This is a genomic window from Leucobacter sp. GX24907 (genome assembly GCF_053567335.1).
Genome location: NZ_JBSGPD010000001.1, coordinates 466,614 through 480,459 on the forward strand (window position 1 = coordinate 466,614; position 13,846 = coordinate 480,459).

Below are 13,846 nucleotides of genomic sequence, written 5' to 3' on the forward strand. Positions count from 1 at the left end.
AAGTCCCCCCACCCTAGCACCGGCTACTCCGCGGCAACTGCTCGCGCCAGGTGCGTGACCCTGACCCGCGTGGCCCCTGCCCCGCACAGCCCTTGATGCTGCCCGCCGCTTGACCCGCGCCGAAGGTAGAAAAACTCACGTGCACCCGAGATCTTGCGTGAGTTTTTCTACCTTCGGTGGGGTGGAGAGGGAGGGGGACTGGGCACGGGAGGGTGCTGCGAGGCATGGCTCGGGCAGGATCCCTACGCCGAGAAGCGGACCGCCTCGCGCGGCAACTCGATCTCGACTCGGTCGCCGATCGCCAGGCCCAGGTCGAGTGCCCGGGAAACGGGCAGTTCGGCGAAGCACTCCGGCCATTCCGCGCAAACGATGCGCACACCGGTGCGGCTGGCGCGGACTTCCGCGACCGTCCCGGACCAGCGCTGGACACCAGCGCCAGAACCAGCATCAGTGCCAGCGTCAACATCGGGTCCGCCATCAACACCGTCGGCAGCACTGCCGCCGACACCGCCACTCGCGCCGCCGACACCGCCACTGGCACCAGAACCAGAACCAACTCGAGCGCCGTCGCCAGGCCCACCACCGGCCGGCCGAATCACCACCGCGCTCGGGTCAAAGCTTGCCGCCGCCTCGCTCCCGGCCGCGGGGCGTTCGCCGATCCCGTCGACCTCCGTGAGGGGTGCCCCGCTCACGATGAGCCGACCGTGCTCCGAGATGGTGCCGGTGAGCAGCCCGCGCCCCGCGAACTCGGCGGCGAAGGGCGAGGCCGGCCGGCCGAGTACCTCGGAGACGACGCCTTCTTGCGCGATGCGCCCGTTCTCGAGCACGATCGCACGCGCTGCGAGCGCCATGAGGTCGACGGGGTCATGGGTGACGAGGATCACCGGAAGTCCGAGTCGCTCCACCTCGAAGGTCAGCAGGGCCCGCAGCTCATCGCTGCTCGTGACGTCGAGCGCCGCGAACGGTTCGTCGAGCAGCAGCAGTGCGGGGTCCGAGGCGAGGGTGCGGGCGATCGCGACGCGTTGCTGCTGGCCTCCGGAGAGTTCGGATTCGCGCGCGTCGCCGCGGCCGCCCAGCCCGACTCGTTCGAGCCACTCGTCGGCGAGGGCGTCGGCTGTGCGCCGGGAGACTCCGCGGGCGCGGGGTCCGAAGGCGATGTTTGCGCGGGCGTCGAGGTGGGGGAAGAGACGGGCGCGCTGGTCGAGCAGGCCGACCCGGCGCTCGGCGCGGGGGAGTGCGACTGGCCGCGATCCTGCGCGTACTCGGGTCAGCGTTCGGTCGTCGAGCGCGATCTCTCCCTGCGCGAGGCCGAGTGTGCCGGCGAGTACCCCCAGGAACGTCGACTTGCCTGATCCGTTCGCGCCGATGACGCCGAGCACTTCGCCGGGTGCGATCGAGATGCTGGCGTCGAGGGTGAAGGATCCGCGCTCGACCCGCACATCCGCATGGAGCACATGCGAGTGGACGTGAGAATCTGAACCCGCCGCAGGCACCGCGGTAGACGGCGTCCCCGCGTTCATACTGCGGCTCCCGACGTTGATGAGCGGCCGCGCAGGAACAGCAGCGCCACGATCGCGACGAGCACGAGCATGAGCGACAGGGTGACCGCGGTTTCTTGCCGCACGCCCGCGCCGTTGAAGGCGGTGTAGATCGCGAGTGGCATGGTGCGGGTGGCGCCCGCCGAATTGCCCGCGAAGAGAGCGGTCGCGCCGAATTCGCCGAGCGCACGGGTGAAGCAGAGGATCGCGCCCGCCGCAAGGCTCGGCGCGAGCAGCGGCAGGGTGACCCTGCGCAGCACGGTCCAGGGCTTTGCGCCGAGGCTTTCCGCGGCGCGCTCGTAGCCTGGGTCGATGCCGCGCAGCGCGCCCTCGACCGAGATGACGAGGAAGGGCAGCGCGACGAAGGTCTGCGCGATGACGACGGCGGCGGTGGTGAAGGGCACGCGGATCCCGAACTCTGCCAGCCAGTCACCCAGCAGCCCGCCGCGTCCGAGCAGGGTGAGCAGCGCGAGACCTCCGACGAGTGGGGGCAGCACGAGCGGCAGTGTGGTGAGTGCCCGCAGCGTCGTCGCGAGCATGCCGTCAGTGCGTGCGATGAGCAGCGCGAGCGGCACGCCCAGCACGATGCACAGCACTGTCGCGATGCTCGCGGTGAGCAGCGACAGTCCGAGGGCTTCGAGTGTTTCGGGGGCCTGCAGGGTCTCGGGTACGGTGGCCCATTCGACGCGCAGGATCAGCGCCCCGAGCGGCAGCACGAGCGTTGCGACGCCGATCAGCGCCGGCACCAGCACGAAGGCCGGGAGCGGGGTGCGGGCCGTCTTTCGGGTCGTGGCGCGCAGACGGCGATCGCCGACCGGCCGGGACGTACCCGACCGATCGGCGATCGCCGACCTTGCCTGCACTCGACGACCTAGCGGGCGGGCCCGAAGCCGAGTTCGGCGAAGAGCGCCTGAGCCTCGTCGGAGACCAGGAACTCCGAGAACGCGGCAGCGGCCTCGGCGTTCGGGGAGTCGACGACCGGCACGATCAGGTAGTCGCCTGCGGCGTCGGAGGCGTTCTCGATCTCGATGCCCTCGACGTCGCCTTCGGCGCGGAGAATGTCTGAGTAGTACACGAGACCTGCGTCGGCCTCGCCCTCGCTCACCTTGGTGAGCACGGCGGTCACGTTCTGCTCCTCGCTTGCCGGGGTGAGGTCGACACCGTCGCGATCGAGCAGCGTGTGCGATGCGTTACCGCAGGGTACCTCGGGGTCGCAGATGACGGTCGTGACGTCGTCGCCGGCGAGATCCTCAAGGGTTTCAATGCCGAGGGGGTTGTCCGGCGCGACCGCGATTGCGAGCTCGCTCGTGGCGAAGCCGATGGGGTCGCCATCGTTCAGGCCCTCATCGGTGAGCTTCGTCATGTTCGGCTCGTCGGCGGAGGCGAACACGTCGGCCGGAGCGCCGCCGATGATCTGGGTGACGAGCACCGAGGATCCGTCGAACGAGAAGTCGAAGCTGACGTCCGGGTGCTCGGCGGTGAAGTCTTCGGCGAGCTGCTGGAACGCGGGCTCGAGCGAGGCGGCGGCGTAGACCGTGAGCTCGCCGGAGAGCTCCGAGGTCTCGGCCGGCTCGGTCGTGTCGGACTCGTCGGACGAGCCCGAAGCGCAACCGGCCAGTGCGAGTGCGGCGCCGGCCATGAGAGCAAGCGCGCCGAGCGTGCGACGCCGAGCGGCGGGACGGGACGAAGTGGTGAGAGTCATGCTTGCTCCTTGCTGGTCGTGCCGGTACGCGCGTTGTCGGTGCGAGCCGTTTCGACGATGACCTGGGTGGCTTTGATGATCGCGGTAGCCCGCGACCCGACCTCGAGGCCGAGGTCTTCGAGCGCCTCCGACGTCATGAGCGACACGATGCGGTTGGGCCCGCACTGCAGCTCGACGACGGCGACGAGTCCTTCTGAGTCGATGCGGGTGACGATGCCGGTGAAGCGGTTCCGTGCGCTGCGGATGACCGGGTCGTCTTCGCTGAGATCGGTGGCGAGGGTCTTGACGCGCTCGGCGAGCGAGCGCCCGGTGACGACCTGTACGCCGGCATCATCGGTGCCGGCGTCGAGCAGGCCTTCTGCGACCCAGCGGCGAACGGTGTCATCGCTGACGCCGACGAGCTGGGCGGCCTCGCGGATCCTGAATTGAGACATACTGACCATCCTACATCCGCATGTGAGGAAATATTCATGCGAGATTTCCGCATCTGCGGTTGTACAAGTTTGGGAGGGTGTGCGGCGAGGTGCAGAGAGGCTGGGCAAGTGCTGGTTCCGCGCTCGGAGTGCGGGGCCGCGTGCGGGGGCATCGCGCCCTCGCGCAAGGCTGAGCGTTCCCTGTTCGGCGCACTGGTACCGTGCTGGTGCCGTGCGCGTCCCGGTGCGAGAATCGGCCCATGACCTCGCTCGCAGATTTCACCGCCACCACGCTTCAGGGTGAGGAGCGCCCGCTCGCAGAGTTCACCGGCGACGTCGTGCTCGTCGTCAACACGGCCTCGAAATGCGGCTTCACGCCGCAGTACGCGGGTCTGCAGGAGCTCTACGACACCTACCGCGACCGCGGATTCACGGTGCTGGGCTTCCCGTCCAACGAGTTCGCCGGCCAGGAGCCCGGCAGCAGCGACGAGATCAGCGAGTTCTGCCAGGTGAATTATGGCGTGACGTTCCCGATGTTCGAGAAGATCACGGTTAACGGCGCGCAGGCGCATCCGCTGTATCTCTGGCTCAGAAGTGAGCACGGCGGCGTGCTCGGCGATCGCATCAAGTGGAACTTCACGAAGTTCCTGATCGGTCGCGACGGCCAGGTCAAGCAGCGCTATGCGCCGACGACCGAGCCGAGCAGTCTGGCATCAGACATCGAGGCTGCCCTCGGGTGAGGGGTCCGGATCGGGGTCCTTTTGCCCGTTGACAGTAGCGGCCCTGCCCGCGTCGTGCACTGAGTGGCCTGACTCGCTGCGCAGCCCTACTCGCCGAGCAGGTGCGCGCAGAGCGCCTCGACTCGGCGCGGTAGCGCTCGCCCTGCGGTGATGAGTAGGACATCGCGATGGATCGCGGGAGTCAATCGGCGGTAGGTAACACCCGGGGAATCCGGCGGATCGCCGCTGAACGAAATGCGCGTCACGGCGAGCCCGGCGCGAACGAGTGCGATCTGCGTGAAGCGGTCGTCCACGAAATGGCGAACGTCGAGTTCGATGCCGTCTCTGCGGGCGACCTGCACGAGCGTTTCATGCCCGTTGGTTCCGCGCGCGCAGCTCGCCCAGACCTTATCCGCGAGATCTTCGATCCGTAGTTTCTCTCGCTCGCTCAACGGGTGCCCTGCGGGGAGCGCGACCCAGGCAGCTTCTTGCGCGTAGCGATGCGCGCGCACCCCGGGAGGGAGCACAGGTGGCGCAGTGCTCCATGACTCTGCGAACACAACGTCGAGGTGACCCGCGGCGAGGAGTTCGAGGTCGTCTGGCGTTTCTCCGTCTTCGATGCGCAGCTCGATACCGGGGTAGCGCTGCTGAAAAGCCGCGAGCTCTCTCGCCAGATCACCGCGGATGATCGAGGCGAGCGCCGAGATGCGCACCGGGCCGATCGGGTCATCATTGCGATGCAGGTCGTTCTCCGCCTCCTGCATGAGCCCTGCTACCTGTGCGGCGTAGTCGGCGAGGATGCGTCCCTCGTTCGTGAGGCGCACGCCGCGGCCGTCGGGCACGACGACGCGGCTACCGGTCTCCGAGTCGATGCGGCGCAACTGTTGTGAGACCGCGGGGCCCGTCATGTGCAAGAGTTCCGCGGCTCCGGTCACTGAACCCGTCCGAGCGACGGCGTCTAGCACCCGAAGGCGACTCCATTCAATAGCCATACGTCATGCTTAGCATTACCCGGTAGAAATATGAAGTAGTGCTAATCGTTATACGCGGATAGTGTCAGGGTATGACCACCCCTCAGACGCCCGCAGAGGGCGCCGCACCGGCTGGGCCTGCGGCTCCGCAGAATGCTGCACCCAAGGCCCCGGCCGTCGTGCCCGCTGCCGACGCCTCTGCCGCTGCCGACGCAGCCGACGCAGCCGACGCGCCCGCTGTCGGCCCCGACGTCGTTGCGCCGAGTGGGGCCGTCACGATCCCTGCCGCGGCCGACTCCACGACCGACACAGTGACCTGGCGCGGCGTATCGCGCGGCACGATCGCGCGCGCGGCCCTGCTTGCCGGCGCGCTGTTCCTCTCCGTGTCGGGCATCATGGTCAAACTTGCGGGAGTGGATGCCGCGACCACGGCGGTGCTGCGTTGCGCGATCGCCGCGCTCGTGCTCATCCCGTTCGCGTTCGGGGAACGCTCTCGGAAGGGAGCGCTGTCGACGCGTGGAATCATCTGGGCCGTCGCCGCGGGCGTCGCGCTGGGCATCGACTATGCGGCCTGGACGGCGTCCATCTTCTTGGTGGGCGCCGGCATCAGCGCGGTGCTCGTCAACCTGCAGGTGGTCGTGCTGCCGCTGCTCGCGCTCGCGATCGACGGCGAGCGGATGACTCGCCGGTACCTGCTCGCGCTGCCGGTGATGCTCATCGGCATCAGCCTCGTCGGCGGGCTCTGGGACGGTCTGGAACTCGGAAGCGGTGCCCTCTCCGGGACGGCCCTCGCGGTGCTCGCCGGAGTCTCCTACAGCGTCTATCTTTTCGTCGCGAGACGAGTCACGCGCCGCGAGCCCGGGCTCGTGATCCAACCGTTGACCTGGGCCATGGGCGCTGCAGCGGTGACGGCGACGATCATCGCCCCGTTCACCGGCGGTATCCACTTGAGTGGCATCTCGGCCGAATCGTGGGGGTGGATCATCGCCATGGCCGTAGGCGGTCAGGTGCTCGCGTGGGCGCTCATCCAGTACGGCAGTGCGCAGGTGCCGGCGACCGTTGCTTCAGGGCTCCTGCTGGTGCAGCCGATCCTCGCCCTTGTGCTGGCCGCGCCGATTCTCCAGGAGTTCCCGAGCTGGTTGCAGTGGCTCGGAGCCGCGATCGTGATTGCGGCGATTGCTGCGGCGAGTGGGGTGTGGCCGCGGCGGGCGCGCCGGGGCATGGCGGTGTAGTTCAGGCAGGTCGGTGTAGTTCGGTCAGGATCGCGGGCCGTTCAGTGGAAGATCCCGTTCATTCGGCCTGCAGAGCATCTGATTTCCGACACAACTGATGTATAAATCTAATCCACGGGTGACCGCCTTCCTAGAGCCATTCGTGTCAAAGGCCAGGTGAAAAGTTGAGTCCTTTCCTCAGTTGAAGCGGCACTCAAGCTGGCGTGTACTAGGCACAGGCCTCCTCGACGAGACCTTCAGGTCCAGCCGGGCGGCCGGGACGGCGGCGAGCCGTACTCCGAGATTCGCGCGAAGGAGCGGGATTCAGCCATGAGCAACGTCGGGCTCCTCTATGTGGGAGCGGTCCTGTTCATCAACGGTCTGATGCTGCTGGGTGTCGTGCCCGGCAAGGCGGCCGCCGCGATGAACCTCTTCGTCGGCGGGATGCAGGTCGTCTTCCCGACGCTGATCCTGATCCAGGCCAACGGTGACCCCGCCCTCGTGCTGGGGGCTTCGGGCCTCTATCTCTTCGGGTTCACCTACCTGTACGTCGCCTGGAACACGCTGACCGGCGCGTCGGGAGAGGGTCTCGGCTGGTTCTCGCTGTTCGTCGCGGGCTGTGCAGTGGTCTATGGGGTACTGCAGTTCACCATGGCAGGCGACCCGCTCTTCGGCGTCATCTGGTTCACGTGGGCCGTGCTCTGGTTCATGTTCTTCGTGCTGCTCGGTCTCGGGAAGGATCAGCTCGAGCGGCGCACGGGCTGGTTCACCCTGCTGGTGGGAATAGCGACGGGTGCGATCCCCGCGTTCATGCTGCTCACCGAGCACTACCCGGTCGGGGCGGCAGCGGGCTGGATCGGCGCCGTGATCGCGGCGATCCTGTTCGCGATCTCCTGGGTGCTCGGCGCTCCGAAGCAGTCCCGAATCGCCCCCGAACTCGATAGACAGGAGGCCTGAGTGCCCAGTTATTCGTTCCTCTGCTCCGAAGGCTGCCGTTTCGACGGCACCTACACGATGGCCGATGTTCCGCAGGAGTGCGAGTGCCGCGTCTGCGGAGCCGTGGCGCGGCGCCTCATCACTGCGCCGCACCTCTCGAAGGCTGGCACGGCGACCTTCGCCGCGATCGATCGGAGTGCGCGCAGCGCTCACGAACCCGAAGTGGTCGGCAGCCTGCCGAGCACCGGTGCGAAGCGGAGCCAGCCGGTGACGCGGAACCCGCTTCACGCCAAGCTGCCCCGCAACTGAAACCGAGACCTAACAACCCCGTCGGTCGGCCTCCCCGACCGCGAAACGAAGGAGGGCGACGATGCCTGAACACATATTCAAACTGGACTCCGACAAGAGATTCACCGAGCAGGAGAAGCTCGGTCACAACCGATGGCACCCGGAGATTCCGCCGGTCGCAACAGTGAAGCCGGGTGACAGCTTCCGCGTCGATTGCCGCGAGTGGTTCGACGGTGCGATCAAGAACGACGATTCCGCGCAAGATATCCTCGACGCTCCGCTGCTCACCGTGCACACGCTGAGCGGGCCGTTCCGCATCGAGGGTGCAAAGCCGGGCGACCTGATCATCGTCGACATTCTCGACGTCGGGCCGATCCCGCAAGAAGACAGCGGCCCGCTCGCGGGCCAGGGCTGGGGCTACACCGGAATCTTCGCGAAGAAGAACGGCGGCAGCTTCCTGACCAACCAGTTCCCGGACGCCTACAAGGCGGTCTGGGATTTCAACGGACAGACGGCGACCTCGCGGCACGTGCCCGGCGTCTCGTTCACCGGAATCATCCACCCCGGCCTCATGGGCACGGCGCCGTCCGCCGAACTGCTGGGGAAGTGGAACCACCGAGAGGGCGCGCTGATCGCGACCGACCCGGATCGGGTACCGCCGCTCGCACTGCCGCCTGAGGCCGAGCACGCCGTGCTCGGAGGGCTCGACCGCTCGGAATGGGGGCGTGTCGGGTCCGAGGCCGCGCGTACCGCACCGCCTCGTGAGAACGGAGGTAATCAAGACATCAAGAATCTGAGCAAGGGCACGCGCATCTTCTACCCCGTGTTCGTGGACGGGGCGAACCTCTCGGTCGGCGATCTGCACTTCTCGCAGGGCGACGGTGAGATCACGTTCTGCGGCGGCATCGAGATGGGCGGCTTCATCGATCTGCGCGTCGACATCATCTCGGGCGGCATGGAGACCTACGGCGTCTCGGAGAACGCGATCTTCATGCCGGGCAACGTCGAGCCGCAGTACAGCGAGTGGCTGGCCTTCTCGGGCACCTCGGTGACGCTTGAGGGCGAGCAGCGCTACCTCGACTCGCACCTCTCGTACCAGCGGGCTTGCCTGCACGCCATCGACTACCTGTCGAAGTTCGGCTACAGCCCCGAGCAGGCGTATCTGCTGCTCGGTGCCGCACCGATCGAAGGCCGCCTCTCGGGCGTCGTCGACATCCCGAACTCGTGCTCGACGGTCTACCTCCCGACGGCGATCTTCGACTTCGACATCAGGCCGCAGGCCAGCGGCCCGGTGCAGATCGATCCCGGAATCGGGGCGCCTCGCGCGGCCGCGTGAGGAAGGTGAGGTAGGAGCCTCTAACCACCTCTGACGCGAACTGCGATCGTCACGTGTGACCATCGCAGTTCGCGTCAGCGTGCGTCAAGCCTGTGTCGACGGGGCGTCAGCGGGTGTCTGCCGTTTCGGCGCGTGCCGCCTCGAGCGCGGCATCCACCACCCGGTCGGCGCGACTGTAGACGACCATCGACTGCCCGCGCAGGAATCCGACGAGCGTCTGGCCGACTTCGTTCGCGAGGTCGGCAGCGAGCGACGATGGCGCCGAGATCGCGGCGAGCATCGGGATCCCCGCCATCAGCGCCTTCTGCATGAGCTCGAAGCTCGCCCGCCCCGAGACCATCAGCACGCAGCCGCGACCGGGCAGCCGTCCGTTCTGCAGCGCCCACCCGACGACCTTGTCGACCGCGTTGTGCCGGCCGACGTCCTCGCGCAGCACGAGCATCTTGCCGGTCGACCCGTCGAACAGGGCCGCCGCGTGCAGGCCGCCGGTGCGCTCGAACACTTCTTGGGCGGCGCGCAGCTTGTCGGGAAACTCAGCCAGCACTGCGGCGTCGATCGTGAGGGGATCCTCGTCGACTGCGAAGCGCGAGGTCGTGCGCACCGCATCGATGCTCGCCTTGCCGCAGAGTCCGCATGAGCTCGTCGTGTAGAAGTTGCGCTCGAGGCTCGGATCGGGCGGTGCGACTCCCGGCCCGAGCACCACGTCGAGGATGTTGTACGTATTCGTGTCGTCGACGACCGCACCCGCACAGTACATCGCCCGCGAGAAGTCCTCGGGGGCGGCGATGACGCCCTCCGACACGAGGAATCCGGCCGCCAACTCGAAGTCGTGGCCCGGCGTGCGCATGGTCACCGCGAGCGATCGACCCTGCACGCGAATCTCGAGCGGCTCCTCGGCAGAGAGGTAATCGGATCGAGAAGATCGGCGTTCGCCCACCGTGATGCGGGTGACGCGGCGGCGGGCAGCGATACGTGACATACCCCTTGGATAGCACTGCGCACCGATTCAGGGCAAGATCGAAGGATGGAGAGCATGATCAGCGTCGAGGATCACCTGGCGTGGATCCTCGAGCACGTGCCGCTGGTCGAGCCCGTCGAGTGCGCGCTCGACATCACCGGCACAAGCCTGGAAACGGGCACGGGCACGGGTACGGCTGCAGGCGCCGACCCGGGTGCGCTCGGTGCGATCGCTGCTGAGGATCTCCTCTCGCGGCACGACCTGCCCCTCTGGGACAACTCCGCGATGGACGGCTACGCCGTGCGCAGCGCTGACATCCAGGCGGCCCGACCGGATGCCCCTGTCGTGCTGCGGCTCGTCGGTGAGGTCGCCGCGGGGAGCTCCGAGGATCCGCAGATTCCGAGCGGATGCGCCGTGCGCATCATGACGGGCGCCCCGGTGCCGAGCGCGGCAGACACCGTCGTGCCGGTGGAGCGGACACTGCGGCTCGACGGTGCTGAGGCGGGGACCGGTGCCGCCGTCGCCAGTACCAGTGCCGCCGCCGAGCGCGGCGTCTGGGCCGAGAGCCTCGTCGGTATCGCGGAAGCGGTTGCGGTCGGTGCGAACATTCGGCGGCAGGGTGAAGACACGCCCGCAGGATCCCCCATCGCCGGCGCCGGTGAGCGAATCGGTGCGGTGCGCCTTGCCGCGCTCGCCGCCGCGGGCGTCGAACGGGCGCTCGTGCGCAGGCCTCCTCGCGTCGCTGTCGTGACGACCGGATCCGAACTGCGACCCGCCGGCGAGCATCTCGAGCGCGGACAGATCGCGGAGTCGAACACGCAGCTGCTCGCCGGTCTGCTGCGCGAGGCCGGCATCGAACGGATCGAGGTCGCGCGCTGCACAGACGACGCCGTGGCATTGAGCGCACTGCTCGCCGAGCTGTCGGAGCGCAGCGACGTCATCGTCACGACCGGCGGGGTGGGCCCGGGACGCCACGACATCGCGCGCATCGCGCTCGATGCCGAACCCGAGGTGCGGTACGTGCGCGTTGCGATGCGGCCGGGGCAGCTGCAGTGCGCAGGTCGCCTGGAGGCGGGAGGAGCGTTCATCTTCGCGCTGCCGGGCAACCCGGTCGCAGCGGCTGCAGCGTTCGAGATGTTCGTGCGACCCGGGCTGCTCGCCATGCAGGGGGCCTTGCGGCTGCATCGGCCCCGTCTCCCGGCGATCGCGGAGGTCGGCTGGCGCGGCAAGCCGCACTTGCTGCAGGTGCTGCCGGTGCGCGTCGGCGAACGCGCCGACGGCGAGCTCGATTGCCGTCCGTCGGTCGACCCGAGCGGCGTCTCGCATGCGGTCGGCGGTCATGGAACTGCCGACGGCTACGCGCTCGTTCCACCGGGGCGCGGTGACGTGCGGGCGGGCGACCGCGTGACGGTCATCCTGACGGGCACCGCATGAGCGACACCGGACACGCGCCGAACAACCTCGGGCCGAACAACCTCGGGCCGAACAACACCGTGGCGAACAACCTCGGGCCCAACAGCACCGCGGCGTTCGACGCGGTGATCTTGGCGGGCGGGCGGGGTTCGCGGCTCGGCGGCATCGACAAGGCGTCGGTCGAGCTCGGTGGCGCGAGGCTGCTGGATCGAGTGGTCGCCGCCGCTCGTCGCTGCGGGGCGCGGCGGGTCGTCGTGGTCGGGCCCGAGCGTGCGCCTGACTGGGAGGCGCGTCCTGATGCGGTGCTCCGTGAGGATCCTCCTTTCGGTGGCCCTCTGCCGGCGCTCGCCGCGGGGCTCACGGAGGTGCGTGCGGAATGGCTGATGCTGCTTCCGTGCGATCTTGAGGATCCGGATCGACTGTGCGCCCGTCTGCATACCGCCTGGCGTGGAGCGGCGCTGGGTGGTGCTCACGACGAGGTGGGCGATGCAGAACAGGATCATGCACGCGATGAAGCGGACGCCCATGCGCCGTGCGATGGTGTGCGACTGGTCGATGGCGACGGTCGCCCGCAGTGGCTCGCCGGCATCTATCGGACACAGGCGCTACGGCGCGGGATCGCCGCCGCAGTCGAGGCGGGCCGCGATCCTGCATCTCAACCGCCAATATCTGAAGCGCCTGCAGCTCAGCAACCGGCAGAGCCCGCTGCAGAGCCGGTCGGCAGCGTGCTCGCGAACTTTCCGCTCCGAGTCGCATTCGGGCAGGCCACTGTCGCCGAGGTGACCGCATCGGACGACGTCGTCGCCGACATCGATACTCCCGAAGACCTGGAACGGGCGAGATCGCGGGCCGACTGGACGGGGGCGACGCGCCCGATAGACTCCCAGTAATGGACAGGGGCGACGAGAGAGCAAGACGGAGGCTCACTCGCCGCGCCCCGAACTGGGCGATCGTCATCGCACTCGCCTTCGCCGGGTTGAGTGCGGCGTTCATGTTCACGCTCGTGGTTCCGCTGCAGGCCGAGCTCCCCGCACTGCTCGACGCGTCCCGAGAAGAGACCTCCTGGGTGGTCACGAGTACGCTGCTCGTCTCGGCGATCGCGACGCCGATCTCGGGTCGCCTCGGCGACATGTATGGCAAGCGCCGCGTGGTCGTCGCCCTGCTCGTCGGACTGATCATCGGCTCGGTCATCGCGGCACTGTCGACTTCGGTGGTGACCGTCATCGTCGGTCGTGGGCTGCAGGGCGTCGCGACCGGGGTGATTCCGCTGGGCATTGCGATCATGCGAGACGTGCTGCCACCCGAGCGGCTCGGCACCGCGGTCGCCCTCATGAGCGCGACGATGGGAGTCGGCGGCGCCGTCGGCATGCCGCTCGCGGCATACATCGCGCAGACCGCAGACTGGCACGCGCTCTTCTGGATGTCCGCCGCGCTCGGCGCCAGCTGCATCGTCGCCGTTCTCGTGGTCGTGCCCGAAGACACGCTGCGCTGGCCCGGGCGGCTCGATGTGCTCGGTGTGATCGGACTGGCGCTGGGCCTCACAGGTCTGCTGCTCTATGTGTCGCGAGGGGCTGATTGGGGGTGGGGATCCCCTATCGCCCTCATGAGCGGAGTCGGTGGAGTGGCGGTCCTGCTGCTGTGGGGCTTCTACCAGCTGCGCACGCGCGATCCGCTCGTCGACCTGCGAGTCGCGGCGAGACGCCCGGTGCTGCTCACGAATCTCGCGGCGATCGGCATGGGGTTCGCGCTGTTCGCCTCGAACGTCACCTTCCCGCAGATGCTCGAGCTTCCGAGCGCAACGGGTACCGGGTTCGGGCTCACGATGATTCAGGCCGCCATCTGCATCATGCCTGCCGGAGTCATCATGATGCTGCTCTCTCCGCTGTCAGGGCTGCTCGAACGAACCGTCGGGCCGCGCCCGCTCTTCACGATCGGCACCGCGGCGATCGTGCTCGCCTACGCGTTCGTACTGTTCTGGTCGAGCGAGGTGTGGCACATCGTGTTCGCCAACGCGGTGATCGGGGTCGGGATCGCCTTCGCGTATGCCGCAATGCCCATGATCATCATGCGGTCGGTGCCCGTGAACGAGACCGGGGTCTCGAACGGACTCAACGCGCTCTTCCGCGCCGTAGGCACGTCGAGTGCGGCGGCGGTGGGCGGCGGAGTGCTCGCTGCAATGAGCGTCACGCATGGTGACGAGGTGGTGCCGACGCAGGAGGCGTTCATCGCGTGCTTCTGGATCGCGCTCGCCGCAGCCGTGTCCGCAACCGTGCTGACATTCTTCATTCCGCGGGGCCCGACCGAAGAACCTCGTGCGAGTATTCGAGAGGCCGATCCTCGCCCCTGATCGTGCAGATCACC

The 13,846-nt window shown here is 68.1% G+C and carries 14 protein-coding genes; 8 read left to right on the forward strand and 6 right to left on the reverse strand.

What is annotated here, in order from left to right; all coding sequences use genetic code 11:
• Window positions 1–242 precede the first annotated feature (242 nt).
• The 4 genes from ACUYV6_RS02225 to ACUYV6_RS02240 all read right to left on the reverse strand — a co-directional run bounded on the left by ACUYV6_RS02225 (window position 243) and on the right by ACUYV6_RS02240 (window position 3,674).
• Window positions 243–1,454 carry an ABC transporter ATP-binding protein gene (locus ACUYV6_RS02225; protein WP_449277010.1) on the reverse strand — a complete coding sequence of 404 codons (1,212 nt, stop codon included), beginning with the start codon at window positions 1,452–1,454 and terminating at the stop codon, window positions 243–245.
• A 62-nt stretch (window positions 1,455–1,516) separates the two neighbouring features.
• Window positions 1,517–2,338 carry an ABC transporter permease gene (locus ACUYV6_RS02230; protein ID WP_449277145.1) on the reverse strand — a complete coding sequence of 274 codons (822 nt, stop codon included), beginning with the start codon at window positions 2,336–2,338 and terminating at the stop codon, window positions 1,517–1,519.
• Between the two features lie 71 nt (window positions 2,339–2,409).
• Window positions 2,410–3,240, reverse strand: coding sequence for a molybdate ABC transporter substrate-binding protein (gene modA / locus ACUYV6_RS02235; RefSeq protein ID WP_449277011.1), 831 nt, complete (start codon window positions 3,238–3,240; stop codon window positions 2,410–2,412).
• Window positions 3,237–3,674, reverse strand: coding sequence for a TOBE domain-containing protein (locus tag ACUYV6_RS02240; protein ID WP_449277012.1), 438 nt, complete (start codon window positions 3,672–3,674; stop codon window positions 3,237–3,239). The genes modA and ACUYV6_RS02240 overlap by 4 nt, the downstream gene beginning before the upstream one ends.
• A gap of 239 nt (window positions 3,675–3,913) precedes the next feature.
• Here ACUYV6_RS02240 and ACUYV6_RS02245 point away from each other — a divergent pair, with 239 nt between their 5' ends.
• On the forward strand, window positions 3,914–4,393 hold the full coding sequence (locus ACUYV6_RS02245) for a glutathione peroxidase (protein ID WP_449277013.1): 480 nt from the start codon (window positions 3,914–3,916) through the stop codon (window positions 4,391–4,393).
• Window positions 4,394–4,479: 86 nt separating this feature from the next.
• On the opposite strand, the gene ACUYV6_RS02250 is transcribed toward ACUYV6_RS02245, so the two are convergent.
• On the reverse strand, window positions 4,480–5,364 hold the full coding sequence (locus tag ACUYV6_RS02250) for a LysR family transcriptional regulator (protein WP_449277014.1): 885 nt from the start codon (window positions 5,362–5,364) through the stop codon (window positions 4,480–4,482).
• Window positions 5,365–5,435: 71 nt separating this feature from the next.
• On the opposite strand from ACUYV6_RS02250, the gene ACUYV6_RS02255 reads away from it, so the two are divergent.
• From ACUYV6_RS02255 to fmdA, 4 genes are all read left to right on the forward strand, one after another.
• On the forward strand, window positions 5,436–6,575 hold the full coding sequence (locus ACUYV6_RS02255; protein ID WP_449277015.1) for a DMT family transporter: 1,140 nt from the start codon (window positions 5,436–5,438) through the stop codon (window positions 6,573–6,575).
• Window positions 6,576–6,884: 309 nt separating this feature from the next.
• A complete protein-coding gene (locus tag ACUYV6_RS02260) occupies window positions 6,885–7,511 on the forward strand; it encodes an AmiS/UreI family transporter (protein ID WP_449277016.1) in 627 nt (208 codons plus the stop codon).
• Window positions 7,512–7,799 carry a zinc ribbon domain-containing protein gene (locus ACUYV6_RS02265; RefSeq protein ID WP_449277017.1) on the forward strand — a complete coding sequence of 96 codons (288 nt, stop codon included), beginning with the start codon at window positions 7,512–7,514 and terminating at the stop codon, window positions 7,797–7,799.
• Window positions 7,800–7,860: 61 nt separating this feature from the next.
• Entirely contained in the window at window positions 7,861–9,114 is a 1,254-nt protein-coding gene (fmdA, locus tag ACUYV6_RS02270; protein ID WP_449277018.1) for a formamidase, read from the forward strand.
• 106 nt (window positions 9,115–9,220) lie between these two features.
• Here fmdA and fdhD read toward each other — a convergent pair whose 3' ends face one another.
• Complete coding sequence (gene fdhD / locus ACUYV6_RS02275) at window positions 9,221–10,093, reverse strand: formate dehydrogenase accessory sulfurtransferase FdhD (RefSeq protein ID WP_449277019.1); 873 nt, start codon at window positions 10,091–10,093, stop codon at window positions 9,221–9,223.
• Between the two features lie 54 nt (window positions 10,094–10,147).
• Here fdhD and ACUYV6_RS02280 point away from each other — a divergent pair, with 54 nt between their 5' ends.
• The 3 genes from ACUYV6_RS02280 to ACUYV6_RS02290 are packed head-to-tail and all read left to right on the forward strand — an operon-like array spanning window position 10,148 to window position 13,832.
• Entirely contained in the window at window positions 10,148–11,506 is a 1,359-nt protein-coding gene (locus tag ACUYV6_RS02280; RefSeq protein ID WP_449277020.1) for a molybdopterin molybdotransferase MoeA, read from the forward strand.
• The gene (gene mobA, locus ACUYV6_RS02285; RefSeq protein WP_449277021.1) at window positions 11,503–12,375 is read left to right on the forward strand and encodes a molybdenum cofactor guanylyltransferase; all 873 of its coding nucleotides are present in this window, start codon (window positions 11,503–11,505) and stop codon (window positions 12,373–12,375) included. The genes ACUYV6_RS02280 and mobA overlap by 4 nt, the downstream gene beginning before the upstream one ends.
• The gene (locus tag ACUYV6_RS02290) at window positions 12,375–13,832 is read left to right on the forward strand and encodes an MFS transporter (RefSeq protein ID WP_449277022.1); all 1,458 of its coding nucleotides are present in this window, start codon (window positions 12,375–12,377) and stop codon (window positions 13,830–13,832) included. Before mobA ends, ACUYV6_RS02290 begins: the two co-directional genes overlap by 1 nt.
• Window positions 13,833–13,846: the final 14 nt, after the last annotated feature.

What these genes read in the sequence shown, in the direction of transcription:
- modA (WP_449277011.1), bottom strand. Translation starts at nt 3,240, where the DNA reads ATGACTCTCACCACTTCGTCCCGTCCCGCCGCTCGGCGTCGCACGCTC.
- mobA (WP_449277021.1), top strand. Translation starts at nt 11,503, where the DNA reads ATGAGCGACACCGGACACGCGCCGAACAACCTCGGGCCGAACAACCTC.
- ACUYV6_RS02290 (WP_449277022.1), top strand. Translation starts at nt 12,375, where the DNA reads ATGGACAGGGGCGACGAGAGAGCAAGACGGAGGCTCACTCGCCGCGCC.
- ACUYV6_RS02260 (WP_449277016.1), top strand. Translation starts at nt 6,885, where the DNA reads ATGAGCAACGTCGGGCTCCTCTATGTGGGAGCGGTCCTGTTCATCAAC.
- ACUYV6_RS02250 (WP_449277014.1), bottom strand. Translation starts at nt 5,364, where the DNA reads ATGGCTATTGAATGGAGTCGCCTTCGGGTGCTAGACGCCGTCGCTCGG.
- ACUYV6_RS02245 (WP_449277013.1), top strand. Translation starts at nt 3,914, where the DNA reads ATGACCTCGCTCGCAGATTTCACCGCCACCACGCTTCAGGGTGAGGAG.
- ACUYV6_RS02240 (WP_449277012.1), bottom strand. Translation starts at nt 3,674, where the DNA reads ATGTCTCAATTCAGGATCCGCGAGGCCGCCCAGCTCGTCGGCGTCAGC.
- ACUYV6_RS02280 (WP_449277020.1), top strand. Translation starts at nt 10,148, where the DNA reads ATGATCAGCGTCGAGGATCACCTGGCGTGGATCCTCGAGCACGTGCCG.
- ACUYV6_RS02255 (WP_449277015.1), top strand. Translation starts at nt 5,436, where the DNA reads ATGACCACCCCTCAGACGCCCGCAGAGGGCGCCGCACCGGCTGGGCCT.
- fdhD (WP_449277019.1), bottom strand. Translation starts at nt 10,093, where the DNA reads ATGTCACGTATCGCTGCCCGCCGCCGCGTCACCCGCATCACGGTGGGC.
- fmdA (WP_449277018.1), top strand. Translation starts at nt 7,861, where the DNA reads ATGCCTGAACACATATTCAAACTGGACTCCGACAAGAGATTCACCGAG.